Origin of the sequence: Bradyrhizobium japonicum USDA 6, assembly GCF_000284375.1 — a bacterium.
In the GTDB taxonomy this organism is placed as follows: domain Bacteria; phylum Pseudomonadota; class Alphaproteobacteria; order Rhizobiales; family Xanthobacteraceae; genus Bradyrhizobium; species Bradyrhizobium japonicum.
Genome location: NC_017249.1, coordinates 2,370,461 through 2,386,343, shown reverse-complemented (window position 1 = coordinate 2,386,343; position 15,883 = coordinate 2,370,461). Strand labels below are relative to the sequence as shown.

The 15,883-nt window shown below is 63.8% G+C and carries 19 protein-coding genes; 9 read left to right on the top strand and 10 right to left on the bottom strand.

Features of this window, described 5'->3' with window-relative positions:
• Nucleotides 1–5 precede the first annotated feature (5 nt).
• Nucleotides 6–2,690, bottom strand: coding sequence for a sensor domain-containing protein (locus BJ6T_RS11145; protein ID WP_014492452.1), 2,685 nt, complete (start codon nt 2,688–2,690; stop codon nt 6–8).
• A gap of 202 nt (nt 2,691–2,892) precedes the next feature.
• On the opposite strand from BJ6T_RS11145, the gene BJ6T_RS11140 reads away from it, so the two are divergent.
• Complete coding sequence (locus tag BJ6T_RS11140) at nt 2,893–3,996, top strand: NAD(P)/FAD-dependent oxidoreductase (RefSeq protein WP_014492451.1); 1,104 nt, start codon at nt 2,893–2,895, stop codon at nt 3,994–3,996.
• Nucleotides 3,997–4,142: 146 nt separating this feature from the next.
• On the opposite strand, the gene BJ6T_RS11135 is transcribed toward BJ6T_RS11140, so the two are convergent.
• Nucleotides 4,143–4,325, bottom strand: coding sequence for a YdcH family protein (locus tag BJ6T_RS11135; protein ID WP_008131172.1), 183 nt, complete (start codon nt 4,323–4,325; stop codon nt 4,143–4,145).
• A 163-nt stretch (nt 4,326–4,488) separates the two neighbouring features.
• Nucleotides 4,489–4,746: a hypothetical protein gene (locus BJ6T_RS47105; protein WP_014492450.1), complete on the bottom strand. Its 258-nt coding sequence runs from the start codon at nt 4,744–4,746 to the stop codon at nt 4,489–4,491.
• Between BJ6T_RS47105 and BJ6T_RS11125 the strand changes: the two genes are divergently transcribed.
• The 3 genes from BJ6T_RS11125 to BJ6T_RS11115 all read left to right on the top strand — a co-directional run bounded on the left by BJ6T_RS11125 (nt 4,654) and on the right by BJ6T_RS11115 (nt 5,478).
• Complete coding sequence (locus BJ6T_RS11125) at nt 4,654–4,860, top strand: YdcH family protein (protein ID WP_008546179.1); 207 nt, start codon at nt 4,654–4,656, stop codon at nt 4,858–4,860. The two genes, BJ6T_RS47105 and BJ6T_RS11125, sit on opposite strands and share 93 nt — an antisense overlap.
• Nucleotides 4,861–4,986: 126 nt before the next feature.
• Nucleotides 4,987–5,205 (top strand): hypothetical protein, encoded by a 219-nt coding sequence (locus BJ6T_RS11120; protein ID WP_014492449.1) that lies wholly within the window; start codon nt 4,987–4,989, stop codon nt 5,203–5,205.
• Between the two features lie 21 nt (nt 5,206–5,226).
• Nucleotides 5,227–5,478 carry a hypothetical protein gene (locus tag BJ6T_RS11115; protein WP_014492448.1) on the top strand — a complete coding sequence of 84 codons (252 nt, stop codon included), beginning with the start codon at nt 5,227–5,229 and terminating at the stop codon, nt 5,476–5,478.
• 235 nt (nt 5,479–5,713) lie between these two features.
• Here BJ6T_RS11115 and BJ6T_RS11110 read toward each other — a convergent pair whose 3' ends face one another.
• Complete coding sequence (locus BJ6T_RS11110) at nt 5,714–6,376, bottom strand: hydrolase (RefSeq protein WP_014492447.1); 663 nt, start codon at nt 6,374–6,376, stop codon at nt 5,714–5,716.
• Between the two features lie 331 nt (nt 6,377–6,707).
• Here BJ6T_RS11110 and BJ6T_RS11105 point away from each other — a divergent pair, with 331 nt between their 5' ends.
• A complete protein-coding gene (locus BJ6T_RS11105) occupies nt 6,708–7,817 on the top strand; it encodes an IS630-like element ISBj5 family transposase (protein ID WP_011085265.1) in 1,110 nt (369 codons plus the stop codon).
• A gap of 10 nt (nt 7,818–7,827) precedes the next feature.
• On the opposite strand, the gene BJ6T_RS11100 is transcribed toward BJ6T_RS11105, so the two are convergent.
• The gene (locus BJ6T_RS11100; protein WP_014492446.1) at nt 7,828–8,541 is read right to left on the bottom strand and encodes a GGDEF domain-containing protein; all 714 of its coding nucleotides are present in this window, start codon (nt 8,539–8,541) and stop codon (nt 7,828–7,830) included.
• A 141-nt stretch (nt 8,542–8,682) separates the two neighbouring features.
• On the opposite strand from BJ6T_RS11100, the gene purE reads away from it, so the two are divergent.
• Nucleotides 8,683–9,171: a 5-(carboxyamino)imidazole ribonucleotide mutase gene (gene purE / locus BJ6T_RS11095; protein WP_014492445.1), complete on the top strand. Its 489-nt coding sequence runs from the start codon at nt 8,683–8,685 to the stop codon at nt 9,169–9,171.
• Nucleotides 9,168–10,274, top strand: a complete 1,107-nt coding sequence (locus BJ6T_RS11090) for a 5-(carboxyamino)imidazole ribonucleotide synthase (protein WP_014492444.1) — start codon at nt 9,168–9,170, stop codon at nt 10,272–10,274. Before purE ends, BJ6T_RS11090 begins: the two co-directional genes overlap by 4 nt.
• A 36-nt stretch (nt 10,275–10,310) precedes the next feature.
• Here the strand turns inward: BJ6T_RS11090 and aqpZ are convergent, their stop codons facing one another.
• The gene (gene aqpZ, locus BJ6T_RS11085; RefSeq protein WP_014492443.1) at nt 10,311–11,033 is read right to left on the bottom strand and encodes an aquaporin Z; all 723 of its coding nucleotides are present in this window, start codon (nt 11,031–11,033) and stop codon (nt 10,311–10,313) included.
• Nucleotides 11,034–11,298: 265 nt separating this feature from the next.
• On the opposite strand from aqpZ, the gene rpsU reads away from it, so the two are divergent.
• Entirely contained in the window at nt 11,299–11,595 is a 297-nt protein-coding gene (rpsU, locus tag BJ6T_RS11080; RefSeq protein WP_014492442.1) for a 30S ribosomal protein S21, read from the top strand.
• 144 nt (nt 11,596–11,739) lie between these two features.
• Entirely contained in the window at nt 11,740–12,393 is a 654-nt protein-coding gene (locus tag BJ6T_RS11075) for a tetratricopeptide repeat protein (protein ID WP_014492441.1), read from the top strand.
• An 86-nt stretch (nt 12,394–12,479) separates the two neighbouring features.
• Here the strand turns inward: BJ6T_RS11075 and BJ6T_RS11070 are convergent, their stop codons facing one another.
• From BJ6T_RS11070 to BJ6T_RS11055, 4 genes are all read right to left on the bottom strand, one after another.
• Nucleotides 12,480–13,439 carry a hypothetical protein gene (locus BJ6T_RS11070; protein WP_014492440.1) on the bottom strand — a complete coding sequence of 320 codons (960 nt, stop codon included), beginning with the start codon at nt 13,437–13,439 and terminating at the stop codon, nt 12,480–12,482.
• Nucleotides 13,440–13,533: 94 nt separating this feature from the next.
• Complete coding sequence (locus BJ6T_RS11065) at nt 13,534–13,818, bottom strand: cupin domain-containing protein (RefSeq protein ID WP_014492439.1); 285 nt, start codon at nt 13,816–13,818, stop codon at nt 13,534–13,536.
• A gap of 13 nt (nt 13,819–13,831) precedes the next feature.
• Nucleotides 13,832–14,929 carry a calcium:cation antiporter gene (locus BJ6T_RS11060; RefSeq protein ID WP_014492438.1) on the bottom strand — a complete coding sequence of 366 codons (1,098 nt, stop codon included), beginning with the start codon at nt 14,927–14,929 and terminating at the stop codon, nt 13,832–13,834.
• A 60-nt stretch (nt 14,930–14,989) separates the two neighbouring features.
• On the bottom strand, nt 14,990–15,790 hold the full coding sequence (locus tag BJ6T_RS11055) for an alpha/beta hydrolase (RefSeq protein WP_014492437.1): 801 nt from the start codon (nt 15,788–15,790) through the stop codon (nt 14,990–14,992).
• Nucleotides 15,791–15,883 lie beyond the last annotated feature (93 nt).

Genomic DNA, 15,883 nt, shown 5'->3' with positions numbered 1-15,883 from the left:
ACGCGCTAGCCGGTCTTGAGCGCAAGCTCCATGGTCTCGGCGCGGCCGACGAGGCCGGCATATTTGCCGATCGGCAGCGGCTTGCCGAGCAGGTAGCCCTGCACGCCGTCGCAGCCCTCCTTGGCAAGGAAGGCGAGCTGATCGAGGGTCTCGACGCCCTCGGCGATGATCGACATTTCGAGGCCGTGGCCGAGATCGATCACGGCGCGCACGATGGCCGCCGATTGCGGATTGCGGCCGAGATTGATGATGAAGGCACGATCGATCTTGATCTTGTCGAACGGGAAGGCCTGGAGATAGCTCAGCGAGGAATAGCCGCTGCCGAAATCGTCCATGGAGATGCGCACGCCGAGCGCCTTCAGCCGGCGCAACAGGGCGAGGCCGCGATCAAAGTCCTCGATCAGCACGCCCTCGGTAATTTCCAGCTCGAGCCGGCCGGGTGCGAGGCCCGTCTCGATCAGGATCGAATGGACCAGCCCGACCACGTCGCCGTGCATGAACTGCGCCGGCGACAGGTTGACCGCGACCTGGAGCGGCTTCGGCCAGGACGCCGCCTCGCGGCAGGCCTCGCGCAGGATCCACTCGCCCATCTCGACGATCAGGCCGCTCTCTTCGGCGATCGGGATGAATTCGGCCGGGGAGACCTGGCCGCGCACCGGATGCTGCCAGCGCGCTAAGGCCTCGAAACCGATGATCTCGCTGTCGACGACGCTGTGGCCCGCGACGCCCTGCGGCTGGAAGGCGAGCGCGAGCTCGCCGTTCTTGATCGCCATCGACAGGTCCTGATGCAGCACGCGGCGGTCGCGGATCTGCTGGTCCATCTCCGGCTGGTAAAGGCTGATCGTGCCGCGCGACTTCTGCTTGGCGCGGAACAGCGCCGCGCCGGCATTGGCGAGCAGCGCCGCGCCGTCGGCACCATTATGGGGGAAGATCGACATGCCGGTGGTGGCGCCGGCGCGGACCGCCCGGCCGTCGATCTGGAACTCCTGGGCAACGGCCTCGCCGATCTGCTGTGCCAGCGCAAGGCCCGCCTCCGGCTGCTTGCCGTCGATGATCAGGCCGAACTCGTCGCCGGACAGACGCGCCACCACGCCGCCGCGCGCGGAATCCTGGAGCCGCTGGGCCACCTCGATCAAGAGCTTGTCGCCGAGCGCATGACCGAAGACGTCGTTGACCTCCTTGAGGCCGTCGAGGTCGACGCAGAGCACGGCGAACTCCTCGCTGGTGCCTTCGCAGGCCTCGATCATCTGGGTCAGCGCCTGAAGGAAGGCGGCGCGGTTCGGCAGATCGGTGAGGCCGTCGTGATAGGCCATGTGCGCCATGCGCGACTCGGTCTGCCGGCGGTCGGTAACGTCTTCGTGGGTCTTGATCAGATATTGCGGCTCGCCGGCATCGCTGAGCACGGTCGCCCGCCGAGTCAGGAACAGCCGCAGGCCGTCCTTGGTGGAGATCGGGTGCTCCTCGGTGATCATCCCGCGCTTCTTGATCGCGGCCTCGTCGCGCGCGATGATCAGCTTGGCTTCCTTGGGATTGAAGATGTCGGAGGCGGTCAGGCCCGTGGCTTCCTCGCGCCGGCGGTTGAGGATCGTCTCGGCGCTGCGATTGGCGAGCAGGTAGCGGCCGTCCTTGACCTGCTCCACGATCAGCGCCACCGGAATGTTGTCGACCACGAGCTCCAGGAACTTCTTCGTGCTCTCCAGCTCCTGCGACAGCGAGCGGCGGTCGGTGATATCCTCGAACACGAGCATCAGGAATTCGGGCTTGTTGCTCTCGTCGCGGACCACGATCCGGATCGAGGCCACCATGCGCCGTTCACCGGCGCGGTCGACCTCGAATTCATTGCGGAACTGGCCGTCCGGCGAATTCAGTGCCGCCTTGTCGGCCGCCTCGATGCTGGCCGCCGAGATGGGCGCGAACAGCTCACGCGCATTCTTGCCGACGGCGTGGTCGCGCGAGAACCCCCAGAACCGTTCATAGGCGCTGTTGGCGAAGATGTAACGACCGTCCTCGATGTTCTTGGCGGCGACGCAGGCCGGCACGTGGTCCAGCACGGTTTCCAGGAATTGCTTGGTGGAGGCGAGCTGCCGTGACAGCTTGCGCTGATCGCTGACGTCCAGATGCGTCGCGACCGAGCCGCCGTTCGGCAACACGAAATATTTCACCAGGATGGCGCGGCCATCGGGCAGTTCGGTGATCAGGCCGTTGGGGCTCGCCGCCTTCTCGTAGAAATCGTCGTCGGAGACGGCGAGGACCCCGCGCTGCCGACGCAGCTCGAGGATGTCGTAGCCGGTCATGCCGGTCCACAGATCCGAACGCGTCAGGCCGTAGATGTCGAGATAGCGGTCGTTGCAGAACATGATGCGTCGTTGCGCATCCGTCATCACCACGCCCTGGTTGAGATTGTTCATGGCGGAGGAGACGAAGGCGTTGCGCCGCAGCTGCAAGCGCCTGGTGCGGCGCAGCGAGGAATGGATCCACAGCGCGATGGCGGCCAGGAACGCACAGACGACAACGCCGCCGATCAGCGCTTCCCAGACCATGTTGGGATCGAGCTTGCCGAGATAGCTCGGCGGCGCGAAGCTGTCCGAAAGCGCAAAGGCGCGCGCAGGCGCGACCGCGCTGCCCAGGCACACGACGGCCTGCACAGCAATCGGTAGCGTGCTGCCCACGTGCCAGTTCTTCTCAGCCATCAGCCACCCGCGCTTTCAACGTCGGATTGTCTGGCTTCACGGGTTTGGATCGGGTAAACGCCTGTACGCGCAACAGAAAAATGTGACGCCAAATACGGCAATTGCCCTGACATGATAAATGCTTCCTTAATGGAAAATGGCCCCGCGCCGTGGTTCTCGGGCCTGATGCCACCGATGCCTTCAACGGACACGTTGCACAACCATGGATAGGGTCGACTGCGTCGTCATCGGAGCCGGCGTGGTCGGCCTCGCGGTGGCTCGAAAGCTTGCCCAGGCCGGGCGCGAGGTGATCGTGCTCGAGGCAGCCGAGGCCATCGGCACCATCACCTCCTCGCGCAACAGCGAGGTGATCCATGCCGGGATCTATTACCGCGCCGGGAGCTGGATGGCGCGCATGTGCGTCAGCGGCAAACACGCGCTGTATCGCTACTGCGGCGAGCGCGGCATTCCGCACAAGAACTGCGGCAAGCTGATCGTCGCGACCAGCGCCAAGGAGACCGAGAAGCTGCAATCGATCAAGGCGCATGCCGAGGCCAATGGCGTGCTCGACATGCAACTGCTCACGGGCGAGGCCGCGCGCGCGCTGGAGCCGGCGCTCGCCTGCGATGCCGCGCTGCTCTCGCCATCGACCGGCATCATCGACAGCCACGCCTACATGCTCTCGCTCCGCGGCGAGGCCGAGGCGGCCGGCGCCGCCTTCGCGTTTCACACCCCGCTGATCCGCGCCAAGGCAGCCGGCGATGTGATCGAGATCGAGGCCGGCGGCGAAGCGCCGATGACGCTGCAATGCGGCCTGCTCGTCAACGCCGCCGGGCTCTCGGCGACAACGGTCGCACGCCACATCGACGGCATGCCGATTGACCGGATTCCGCCGGCCTATCTCGCCAAGGGAAACTATTTCAGCTGCAACGCCAGGGCACCGTTCTCGCACCTGATCTATCCGGTGCCCGAGCCTGGCGGGCTCGGCGTGCATCTGACGCTGGACATGGCCGGGCAGGCACGCTTCGGCCCCGACGTCGAGTGGATCGAGACGATCAACTACGAGGTCGACCCATCACGCGCCGAGCGCTTCTATCCGGCGATCCGGAAATACTGGCCGACGCTGCCCGACGGCGCGCTGATGCCGAGCTATTCAGGCATTCGCCCGAAGATCGTGCCGCCGGCGGTGGCCACGCAGGATTTTCTGATGCAGGGCCCGCGCGATCACGGCGTCGAAGGCCTGATCAACCTGTTCGGTATCGAATCGCCGGGACTGACGTCATCGCTCGCGATCGCCGATCACGTCGCCGAGCTCGCCAACATCTAGAGCGTTTTCGCGCGAAGCGGATACCGGCTCGCGTAAAGAACGCCGCGCAAATAGCTTTGCACGGCGCGCACCTTCTGGCAGGGATGAGCAATAGCTCTCACCCCTGCGTGAAGGGTAGGTTCAATTTTACGCTGTTACGGGGGTTACTAGTGGAGCGTGTCGCCGGTGTGCTTCAAGCGCTCGATCTGGTCCTTGACCATCAACTTCCGTCGCTTCAACTCAACAATTTGCAGGTCGTCTGTTGAAAGGTGCACTAGAGCTTCGTGCAATTCGTTTTCGAGCGTTTTGTGCTTCCGTTCCAATTCAACCAGATGTGCCTGAATTGTCATTCGAAACCTCCTCGGTAGGGGGAAACCTTGGATTCGATCCGGACGAGCAAGTGTACATCACCGATTCGTTCTGTCGATATGTATCCGTCGTCGCGGCGTCATTTTTGAAAATTCATATGTAACGAACCGTGAGTAAGGAACCACGCTGGAAAAATCCATGATATCAACGTGCTTGCGCAACGCTGCTGCGAATCGTCGAAATATCTTGCGAGAGTTCGGTGAGCGGCGGCCCGAGATCGCTTGCGATCACGGCGCGCAAGGACGATAATTTCCACAGGGCATCCACAGCCTTGAATCTCACGCCCATCGGGTTTCGGCCACCGCGAACATGACCAATGAAGACGAGCGTGAGCTCGAAGCCGAGCTCACCCGGTTGCAGCAAGAACACCGAGATCTCGATGCCGCGATCGATGCGCTGCATCAATCGCCTGCCCCCGACCTGTTGCGGTTACAACGGTTGAAGAAGCGCAAGCTGTTGTTGCGCGACCGTATCGCGTTCATCGAAGACCAGATCACGCCGGACATCATCGCCTGATCCGCGAGGCCCTTTTCGTGGCAGCTTGCCGCATCCGAATCCGCTTGACTCGAAAAGAACAAAATAGGAACATTTGGACATCCCACCGCCCCAGGAACCGCCCAGGAACCCCCGAGGACAACGCAGATGTCGGCAACCGCCCTTCTCGACAACAGCCATTATGAACAGGCCTGCGACCAGGCGATCGCGATGTGCGACGGCAATCTGCGCAGCACCATCAAGGCGCTGATCATGGCCAACGAATATCTGGAAGCGGAGCTGGAAGAATTGCAGGCGGCGATTTCAGCCGGCTGCATTCCCGAGACCGCACGCAGCAAAGTGCGGAGCAACAGCAGCGCCGCCTGAGTTCAACATCGGAGCAACGCCATGTCGGATGTGACCTACTACGTTGCAATGCCCTTCCTGATCGATGCCGACGGATCGCCTGTCGCGGGCACCGCGGAGGAATGCCAGAGCTCGGCGGCCGCGTTGCGGCGCGCCGAGATCATGGCGCACGGTGCCGGCCATATCGGCGCGGTTGCGTTCAGCCGCAGCGGCGATCCCATGACCGGCGAATTCGGCGACGCCACGCTGCTGCGCAAATTCGGCAACGTGCCGGAAGATCTGGCCACGCTGTAAGGGTTGTTGCCTGAGCATGATCTCCGCGCAACGCGGTCCGCGCTTGTCGCGAAGATCATGCCCTAGGGCGTGTACTCATAAACGGCTGGATCAGGGTCAGCTCCCGGAGCGCAGCGGACTATCTGTGCTCAAAGCAGTTTTGACCCATATCGGACCTCGTTCTGTTTTCAGAATACGCGACGCAAGAGTTGCTGGATGGGAATCCTCTGCCGTGTCGGGCGAGACCCTCTGCAAATTAGCCCTTCTGGCCCCCGTGGGTTTCGAACATTGTCTTAGCGTACTGGAGGCCCACGCCAAACGGGCCGCCGTACTGCTTCGCGATGCCGACAGTGAGCTCGTAGGTCTCAAGACGCGCCCAGTCCCGCTGCAGCTCCAAGAGATAGGCCAGCGACGTTATCGGACGTGCACCAGCCTGTATCATGCGCGCGATCGCCCGCTCATGCGCTTCAATCGTGCAGTCGCCGCACGCATCCGTGACGACATAAACTTCATAGCCTTGCTCTAGTGCCGACAGCACGGGACCATTGCAACAGACGGAGGTCCACAGGCCGCACATAACCAAGCGGTCCTTGCCGATGGCGTTGACGCGGCGGATGAGATTCTCGTCTTCCCAGCCGTTCGAGGTCGTGCGGTCGATGACCTCCGCGTTCGGAAAGACATCCGCGATTTCACTGAACAGCGGACCCGCGAAGGTATCCTTCGAAATCGTCGTGACGATCGTCGGAACCCTGAAGCCCTTTGCCGCGCGAGCGAGCATCGCGACATTCGTACGCAGAGTAGTGATGTCAATCGACTTGGTATTGAATGCCATTTGCGACTGGTGGTCGATCAGGATCAACGCGTGATCATTCGGGCTAAGAAGGGTGCGGGCCGGCTTGGCGACTGCTTTGATGTTCACTTCGGAGCCCTTTCTAGGCGCAATGTGTCTTCCCGCGTTCGGCGGATAGCCTGACCAGAAGCGACGGAGTATTCTTTAAGGCATAGGAATTCTAGGGATTCCGATCGCCATTCTCATAAAGGCGGCATTTGAAAACGAATGCGGCCAAGGCGTTTTGCTGCACCGCATGAGTCCGGTTTTGGCCCACAGCGGACCTCGTGCAATGTCCCCTTCTGCGCTGCTATTGGGAGCTAAGCGGACATCTCGGATTTATGAGCACACGCCCTAGTCATCTGGAACGGAAGTTCGTGACATTAGTTGATCGCTCGGATCTCTAGAGAGGAGAGCGCTCGTGGCGAATGCAGGTGTGAAAGGCCGGCCGATCGCGCCGTTGGTGCTGAGTTCGCAGGAGCGGGCGTACTTGGAGAGGCAAGTTCGTCGTCATCGTGTAGCCCGATCGCTATCTGAGCGATGCCGCGCGATCCTGCGGTGTGCAGATGGTCTGCCAAGCAAGTCTGTGGCTGCCGAACTTGGCATCCATGAACACACCGTCGGCAAGTGGCGCCGCCGATTCTTGAAGGATCGTTGTGATGGCCTGCTTGACGAAGCCCGCCCGGGCCGCCCTCGAACCATCGACGATGATCAGGTTGCCGAGGTAATCGAGCGGACATTGCGTACGACGCCGCCCGACGCAACGCACTGGTCGATCCGCTCGATGGCTGCGGATACTGGCTTTTCTCACACCACGATCCGCCGAATGTGGACGGCGTTCGGCTTGCAGCCGCACCGCAGCCAGACATTTAAACTATCGAGCGATCCGCTATTCGTCGATAAGGTGCGCGATATTGTCGGGCTTTATCTGTCGCCGCCTAACCGAGCCGTTGTCCTCAGTGTCGATGAGAAAAGCCAGATCCAGGCACTCGATCGCGAGCAGCCGGTCTTGCCGATGATGCCTGGGGTGCCGGAACGTCGCACGCATAGCTATGTGCGGCATGGTACGACCACGCTGTTTGCCGCGCTCGATGTCGCTTCCGGCTTCGTCATTGGCAAATGCTACAAGCGCCATCGGGCGCTCGAGTTCTTGAAGTTTCTCAAAGAGATCGACGCTCAAATCCCTGAGGGGCTCGCTGTCCATATCGTCATGGACAACTACGCTACCCACAAGACCCCCAAGATTAAAGCGTGGCTCGCTCGCCGGCCGCACTATCATGTCCACTTCACGCCGACTTCCGCGTCGTGGATCAATCAGATCGAGCGCTGGTTCGCTGAACTCACCAGAAAGCAGATCCGGCGAGGTGTTCACACCTCCGTCAGGCAGCTCGAAGCCGACATCCGTACCTTCATCGAATTGCACAACAACAACCCGAAGCCCTTCAAATGGACCAAGTCCGCAGACCAGATCTTGGCTTCCGTCAAACGCTTTTGCCACAAAGCCCAGCAGACTTTATGTGGCGAACTTTAGATTCATGTGACTAGTTGCTGACCAGCCTGATCCGCGGCTCGTGCCGCCGGTGCGCCTTGCGTACATACATGGCGGCATCAGCCTCCTCCAGCGCGCGGCCTGCATCGGACTGTGCCCCCAGCAGCGCGACACCTGCGGAAGCGCCCGCGGTCACGCGCTGACCGCGAAAGGCAAACGACAATTCGTCGATCGCCTGCTCGAGGGTCGCGGCCTTCGCCTTGGCGTCGGTCTCGCTGAGATTCCAGAGCAGCAGCGCGAACTCGTCGCCGCCAAGCCGGCCGACCACGTCCGAGGCGCGGACCTGCCGCGTCAGGGTGGCCGCAATCGCCTTGAGCACCTCGTCTCCGGCGGCATGGCCGAAGGAATCGTTGATCGGCTTCAGGCGATCGACGTCGAGGACGATCAGCGCGCCGCTGGCGCGGTAGCGCTTCATATAGGCGATGGCGCGCGCGAGCTCGCGCTCGAAGCCGCGCCGGTTCGGAATCTCGAGCAGGAAATCGGTGTCGGCCGCAGCTTCCAGTTCCGCGACCCGCCGCTCCGCCTCCTTGAGCTTGCTCCGCAAGCCGCGGATGGTCGCCCTGGCGTCGTCGGCAGCCGGCGCTCCGCGCCGCGCCGGCTTGGCCGAGCGCTTCGCCAGCTGCCTGGGGGCAGCTTTGGAGCGGCTGGCGCTGGTCTTCCGGCCCTTTTTGGCCTTCGCAGCGCCTGCCCTTTTTGGTTTCTTCATGGGCATCCTGCTCAATGAAGGCTTGCGGGGATTCACCAAGACAGGATAGTGCATTCCCTTCTCCTTGCCACCGCCTTGCGAGCCACCGGCCGGAACCATTAATCTGGCCTATCTTTCTGTTTTCCGAGCACAATTGACGTCATGACCGCGCCGATCGCCATCATCATGGGAAGCCAGTCGGACTGGGAGACAATGCGGCATGCCGCCGACACGCTCGCAGCGCTCGGCGTTGCCGCCGAGACCCGCATCGTTTCGGCACACCGCACCCCCGACCGGTTGTTTGCATTCGCCAAGGGCGCCAAGGCGGCAGGCTACAAGGTCATCATCGCCGGCGCAGGTGGCGCTGCCCATCTGCCCGGCATGGCGGCGGCGCTGACGGAGCTGCCCGTGCTCGGCGTTCCCGTCGAATCCAGGACGCTCAAGGGCATCGATTCGCTCTATTCGATCGTGCAGATGCCCGCGGGCATCCCGGTCGGCACCCTCGCCATCGGCAAGGCCGGCGCGATCAACGCGGCGCTGCTTGCAGCTTCAGTGCTCGCATTGTCCGACCCGGCTCTGGCCGACCGTCTCGCCGCCTGGCGCAAGGCACAGACCGAGGCAGTTGCGGAGCGCCCGGAGGACAAGGCGTGACTGACGCAAAGCAGGTGAAGCTGAAGCCCGGCGACACCATCGGAATCCTCGGCGGCGGACAATTGGGGCGGATGCTCGCCATGGCTGCGGCCCGGCTCGGCCTGCGCTGCCAGGTATTCTCGCCCGATCCGGACTCGCCCGCCTTCGACGTCGTGCTGAACGCGACCTGCGCCGAATATGCCGACGTCGAAGCGCTCGAGCTGTTCGCCAACGACGTCGACGTCATCACCTACGAATTCGAGAACGTGCCGTCTGCCGCCGCGATGGTGCTGGACGCGCGCCGCCCGGTGCTGCCCAACCGCAAGATCCTCGAGACCACCCAGGACCGGCTCGCCGAGAAGGATTTCGTGACGCGGCTCGGCATCGGCACCGCAGCCTATGCCGACGTCACCTCGGTCTCCTCGCTGCGCGAGGCGATCGCCCGGATCGGCCTTCCGGCGGTGCTGAAGACCCGCCGCTTCGGCTATGACGGCAAGGGCCAGGCCATCATCCGCGAGGGCGACGACATCGCCAAGGTGTGGACCAGCCTCGCCACCAAATCGGCGATCCTGGAAGCCTTCATCCCGTACGAGCGCGAGATCTCCGTGATTGCAGCGCGCTCGGCGACCGGCCAGGTCGAGTGCTTCGACGTCACCGAGAACGAGCACCGCGACCACATTCTGAAGATATCCCGCGCGCCCGCACAGATTCCGGATGCGCTCGCGGAAGAAGCGCGCAGCATCGCCGGCAAGATCGCCGGCGCGCTCGATTATGTCGGCGTGCTCGCGGTCGAGATGTTCGTGCTCGCCAACGGCACCGGGCCGAAAGTGCTGGTCAACGAGATCGCCCCGCGCGTGCACAATTCCGGACACTGGACGCTCGACGGCGCCTCGGTCTCGCAGTTCGAGCAGCACATCCGCGCCATTGCCGGCTGGCCGCTCGGCAAGGCCGTGCGCCACGGCGAAATCGTCACCATGACCAATCTGATCGGCGACGAGATCAACGATTACGAGAAGTGGCTGAGCGTGCCGGGCGCGACCGTGCACATCTACGGCAAGGGCGCACCGCGCCCCGGCCGCAAGATGGGCCACGTCACCGAAGTCAGGCCGACGAAGGGCAAGTAGCGGGACCGCGGCGCGTGCCGCGATCCCGCCTTTCGATCAGGCCGTCTTCGCGCCCGCGACGACGCCTGTGGGCTCCTCGCTGAGCCAGCGATAGAGCACCCCGCCCAGCGCGCCGCCGATCAGCGGTGCGACCCAGAACATCCAGAGCTGCGACAGCGCCCAGCCGCCGACGAACAGCGCGGGCCCCGTGCTGCGCGCCGGGTTCACCGACGTGTTGGTGACGGGGATGCTGACGAGATGGATCATCACCAGCGCGAGCCCGATCGCGAGTGGAGCGAAGCCCGCGGGCGCGCGGCCATGGGTGGCGCCCATGATGACGAACAGGAACATCATGGTCATCACCACTTCGGTGACGAAGCAGGCGATCAAGCTGTACTGGCCGGGCGAATGCGCGTCGTAGCCATTCGACGCAAAACCCTTGCTGACGTCGAATCCGGGAGCACCGCTGGCGATTATGTAAAGCAGCTGGGCGGCGACGATGGCGCCGCAGACCTGCGCGATCACGTAAGGCAGGATCTGTCCCGCCGGGAAGCGTCCGCCGGCGGCAAGCCCGACGGTGACGGCCGGGTTCAGATGGCAGCCTGAGATGTGCCCGATCGCATAGGCCATGGTGACGACGCTTAAGCCGAACGCTAGGGACACGCCGACCAGGCCGATCCCGACCTGCGGAAAGCCGGCGGCGATCACCGCGCTGCCGCAGCCTGCGAATGTGAGCCAGAATGTGCCGATCGCCTCGGCAGCGTATTTCTTCATATCCATGTAGCGTCTCCCCTAATTCCAGGAATTTCCGGAACAGAGCTCCGGGAACTGCCCCGCCCTTGGCGCTAAACCACCCAAATCGGGGCCGCACGGAGGTATTTTCGCCTTATTTAATGGCTGAACTTGGCCCGAAAACCTGCTTGGCAGGTGGACATCGCGGGTTTTGTCTGATACATCCGCGCCCTCAAGGTTAAGGGCTTGTGCGTTTTCGCCATCCCCTTTGACTTACCAGAATTCAAATCCGATCCACTGAAGAGGATGCCGCGTGCAGGTTCTCGTTCGCGATAACAATGTCGATCAAGCCCTCAAGGCGCTGAAGAAGAAGATGCAGCGCGAGGGAATTTTCCGCGAGATGAAGCTCCGCGGTCACTACGAAAAGCCCTCCGAGAAGAAGGCCCGTGAAAAGGCTGAGGCCGTGCGCCGCGCGCGCAAGCTGGCCCGCAAGAAGCTGCAGCGTGAAGGCCTGCTGCCGATGAAGCCGAAGCCGGTGTTCGGCGCCGGTCCCGGCGGTGATCGTGGCGGCCGCAGTGGCCCGGGTGCAGGTCCGCGCGGACCGCGCTGATTCCGCCTGGCTTGCCAGACTTCAGTTTTCCAAGACTTCAGTTTTCGATGACGCGGGCCCCTGGCCCGCGTTATTGTTTTGTGAGCGGTGCCTTCTCTGGGACGGGGGCACTACCGATGCGGCACCAGCGCGAGCGAACCGTAGATGGCCTCCCCTTTCCCCGAACGCCGCCTGGCGCGGCTACGCCAGATCTGGCGACAGCCGTTCGCGCTCGGCTTGATGGGGATCGTGCTGTGCGGCTGCTCCTTCGACCTGGGCTCCATGATGCCCGAGAAGGAGAAGCCGCAGGAGGCGCCCAAGGCGGCTGCGACGGCCGCCGACAGCGCGGTCAGCGCCGGCAATGTCAGCGAGGCCCAGGCTCACACCGCAAAGGGCCAGACCCTGGCAAAGGCGGGGGAGACGGCCGGCGCGCTGGACGAGTTCAACCGGGCCGTCGCGCTCGATCCCTACAACGCACAAGCACTTTATGGTCGCGCCCTGATCTATCAGGGCAACAACGAGCATAATTTCGCCATCGCCGATTTCAGCGCCGCCAACGGGCTCAATCCGCAAAAGGTCGAGCCGTTGCTCGGCCGCGCCATCAGCTACATCGCCATCGGCAAGGTCAAGGAAGCGGCAGCCGATCTCGATGAGGCCTCCGAGGCCGATCCGCACAACGTGCAGGTGTGGACCGCGCGCGGACAGGCCTATGAGCGGCTGGGTGACAAGGCCAAGGCGGCCACATCCTACAACAAGGCGGTCGCCCTACGCCCACGCGACGATACCGCCCGCAGCGGCCTCGCCCGCGTCGGCGGCTGACAGCGCGGCTAGAGATTCTCGTTTTGACGGGTTTTCTTCACGCGAACCGGGGTCCACTCCGCTCGAAAACGCTCTCAGCCACCGCCTTAATCGGGGGTGGCGCTCTTCGGCAGGACGGAGTGGAACATCGACTTCATGCCCGACAGCATCTCGTCGGCAACATTGGTCTTCTTCGGCCGCGGCATGGTCGCGCTGACATCGGCACGCAGGTCGAGTGGCGGCGCGATCACCGGCACCGGAATGTCGGCCGGCGGCGTCATCCGGTTCGGATCGTCGTTGCCGATCGAGGCGGTGTAGGGCGGATTAACCGGCGACGCGCCGCCACTGCCATAGGCTTCGGACGAAGGCGTCGACACCGTGATCGGCGGCGGCAGCGGACGGAGCGCGGACGACTCCGCAGGAATGACACGCGGGGCTTCCGGGGTGCGGGAGGCTTCCCGAACCGCAGGCTCCGGCGATCTCTCGACGGACTTGGTTTCAGCCGGGCGGGCCTCGGAAGGCTTGCTCTCGGAAGACTTGGTTTCGGAAGATCTGGCCTCGGCGGCCTTGCCCTCGGGCGACTTCCGCAGGCGCTCGATGGCGGCGCGCGCGAGATCGTTGGCGTCGGGGGTCGCAGCCGGGGACGCCGGTGCCGAATTGGCCTCGACCACCGGGGTGGTGGCGGGAGCCGCGACAGCCGGAGCGGACTTGGCGGCCGCCTTCTCACGCGCCGGGTTGCGGCCGCGCGGGTTGGTCTCGGCGGGAGCAACGTCGGCGGCCTTGGTCTCGGCCGGGTGTTCGCCGGATTTGTCGGCGGGCTTCTCGGCCGCCGCCTTGTCGGTCACGCTCTTCTCGGAGACGCCTTTGGCCTTGACGCCGGGAGCCGGGAGGTTGGCCACATCGGAGGGCTTGCCGCTCTTGCCGGCATCGGCAGGCGCTACCACGGCCGCGGGGGCATCGGCCGCCGGCTTGGCGTTGATGTAGTGGTTAACGATGTACGCCCCGATGATCGTCGCGAGCACCGAGGGGAAAATATCCATCGAGATTTTAGCGAGGTATTTCAGCATTTCTCGGCCACTCCCCGCGCGATCAGATGCGGGAACTTTGGGGCATTGTAAGGGATCAACTGCGACGGATCGATGGCAAAGGGTAACGCCCGCCTTACGGCTTCAGCTCGATCTCAAGGAACACGATCTCGGTTGAGGTTTCGTTAAGTACGTCGTGTTGGACCCCGGCCTTGCGAAAGTAGGATTTCCCGGCCGCGAGCTGCGCCTTGGAACGCTCGCCGCCGGGCGCCACGATGGTCATCTCGCCGGCGACGACGGGAACAATCACATAGTCCATGCCGTGGGTGTGATGCCCGGTCGCGCTGCCCGGGGCGAGCCGCCATTCGGTGACCCGGACCTGCTCGTTGTCGACCTGGACCTCGGATTTGGCGGCAAGCATCGGGAATTTCCTTCTACGGCACGAAAACCATGAACACGTAAACGGCAAATACCACCATATGGACCAGCCCGAACAGGACATTGGTCCTGCCGGTCCCGAAAGTCAGCATGCTCAACAAGAATGTCAGGAACAGCAGGGCCGTGTTCGGGGGATTGAGGCCCAGCACGAGCGGCTGGTCGAGCACGTAGGTGGCGATCCCGACCGCCGGAATGGTCAGGCCGATGGTTGCGAGCGAGGACCCGAGCGCCAGGTTGATGCTCTTCTGGAGGTCGTTCTTGCGCGCCGCCGCAATCGCCGAGACGCCCTCCGGCATGAGGATCAGGAGCGCGACGAGGAGGCCCGCGAACGCCGGCGGAGCGCCGATTCGGGCGGCGACCGCGTCCACGACCAGCGAGAACTTCTTGGCGAGGAGGACGACCGCCAGCAGCGAGATCAGCAGCAGCACGATGCTGAGCACCAGCATCCTGCCCGACAAATGCGCCTCTCCGCCCTCGCCGTCCGCCCTCTCGTGGACGAAGTAGTCCTTGTGCAGGACGATCTGGGTGTAGAGGAACACGCCGTAGAGCACGATCGTTGCGAGATCGACGAAGCCGAGCTGGAGCGTCGAATAGATCGGGCCCGGCGTCGTCAGCGTATAGTTGGGCATGATCAGGGTGATGGTCGCCAGCGCGATCAGCACGCTGAGATAGACGTTGGCGCCCGAGACCTGAAAGCCCTGCTCGCGGTAGCGCAGGCCGCCGATGAAGACGCAGAGGCCGACCAGGCCGTTGCAGACGATCATCACGACCGCGAACACCGTGTCGCGCGCGAGCTCCGGCGCCGGCTTGTCGCCCAGCATGATCGTGGTGATCAGCGCGACCTCGATGATGGTCACCGCCAGCGTCAGCAGCAGCGTGCCGTAGGGCTCGCCGATACGCTCGGCAATCACCTCGGAATGATGAACGGCCGCGAACACGGTGCCGAACAGGATCACCAGCAGGACGATCGCGAACAGGCCGCCCCCGGCCGTCAGCGTGAAGCCGTATCCGGTCGCGGTCACGATCAGGAACAGCAGCACCGCCAGAGCGGGGAAGATCCAGGACGACCGCGGCATCGGTCCGTGTGCGCTCATGCGGGCGATTCCTTCAAATGGGAGACCGATTATGCGCGAGAAGATCGCGTACGTCAGCCCTCAGGACCCATTGATGAAGTTTCGTGCGATCTCGATGGCGCCAAAGCTGCCGAGATCGTCGTGCCCGCCGCCGGGAATGCGGACGAACTGCTTCGGCTCGCGAGCCAGCGCAAACAACCTCTCGCCGAATGCGATCGGGATGGTCTGGTCCTGCGCGCCATGCATGATCAGGAGCGGCGCCGTGACGCGTGCGATGCGCTCATCCGAGTGAAAGGGGTCGCGGATCAGGAGACGAACCGGAGCGAACCAGAAATGCGCGGCGGCGACGTCGGCGATCGACGTATAGGGCGCCTCGAGGATCAGCTTCCCGACCGGATGTTCGGAGGCGACGGCGACCGCAACGCCGGTCCCGAGCGAGAAGCCCCAGGCGACGAGACGCCGGGCGTCATAGCGCGCCGTCGCGAACGCAAACGCAGCCGCGCCATCGCGCAGCAGGCCATCTTCGCCCGGTGCGCCGCCGGAGCCCGCGTAGCCGCGATAGGACAGCGCGACGAGACCGGTGCCGTCAGCCGTGATCGCCTTGAAGTGCCCGGCAAGGCCGGCCAGAGAATCACCGTTGCCGTGGAAGAACAGCACCACGGCACGGCCAGGCTTTGGCGGCACGTGCCAGACGATGACCTTCTCGCCGTCGGACGTCGTCAGGACATGCTCTTCGGCGTCTGGAAGTCCCGCGGCAGCGGGCGCCGTGCGCTCGGCCGTCGGTATCGGGAACAGCATGGCGCGCTGTTTGGCAAACAGCAGGACGAGACCGGCGAGGTAGCCGGCCGCAAGGATGGTGGCGGTCCATTTCAGGAATGTCATCGCGGCCCGCCATTCCGGAGTTCAGGACTTGCGGCGGCTCTTGAGCAGTTTGAGGACGTCCGGCCGGATGCTCAAGGGAATCTCGCGGCAGCC

Coding starts and splice junctions, on each gene's coding strand:
- BJ6T_RS11145 (WP_014492452.1), bottom strand. CDS start 2,690: ATGGCTGAGAAGAACTGGCACGTGGGCAGCACGCTACCGATTGCTGTG.
- BJ6T_RS11140 (WP_014492451.1), top strand. CDS start 2,893: ATGGATAGGGTCGACTGCGTCGTCATCGGAGCCGGCGTGGTCGGCCTC.
- BJ6T_RS11135 (WP_008131172.1), bottom strand. CDS start 4,325: ATGACAATTCAGGCACATCTGGTTGAATTGGAACGGAAGCACAAAACG.
- BJ6T_RS11125 (WP_008546179.1), top strand. CDS start 4,654: ATGACCAATGAAGACGAGCGTGAGCTCGAAGCCGAGCTCACCCGGTTG.
- BJ6T_RS47105 (WP_014492450.1), bottom strand. CDS start 4,746: ATGCAGCGCATCGATCGCGGCATCGAGATCTCGGTGTTCTTGCTGCAA.
- BJ6T_RS11120 (WP_014492449.1), top strand. CDS start 4,987: ATGTCGGCAACCGCCCTTCTCGACAACAGCCATTATGAACAGGCCTGC.
- BJ6T_RS11115 (WP_014492448.1), top strand. CDS start 5,227: ATGTCGGATGTGACCTACTACGTTGCAATGCCCTTCCTGATCGATGCC.
- BJ6T_RS11100 (WP_014492446.1), bottom strand. CDS start 8,541: ATGAAGAAACCAAAAAGGGCAGGCGCTGCGAAGGCCAAAAAGGGCCGG.
- purE (WP_014492445.1), top strand. CDS start 8,683: ATGACCGCGCCGATCGCCATCATCATGGGAAGCCAGTCGGACTGGGAG.
- aqpZ (WP_014492443.1), bottom strand. CDS start 11,033: ATGGATATGAAGAAATACGCTGCCGAGGCGATCGGCACATTCTGGCTC.
- BJ6T_RS11075 (WP_014492441.1), top strand. CDS start 11,740: ATGGCCTCCCCTTTCCCCGAACGCCGCCTGGCGCGGCTACGCCAGATC.
- BJ6T_RS11070 (WP_014492440.1), bottom strand. CDS start 13,439: ATGCTGAAATACCTCGCTAAAATCTCGATGGATATTTTCCCCTCGGTG.
- BJ6T_RS11065 (WP_014492439.1), bottom strand. CDS start 13,818: ATGCTTGCCGCCAAATCCGAGGTCCAGGTCGACAACGAGCAGGTCCGG.
- BJ6T_RS11060 (WP_014492438.1), bottom strand. CDS start 14,929: ATGAGCGCACACGGACCGATGCCGCGGTCGTCCTGGATCTTCCCCGCT.
- BJ6T_RS11055 (WP_014492437.1), bottom strand. CDS start 15,790: ATGACATTCCTGAAATGGACCGCCACCATCCTTGCGGCCGGCTACCTC.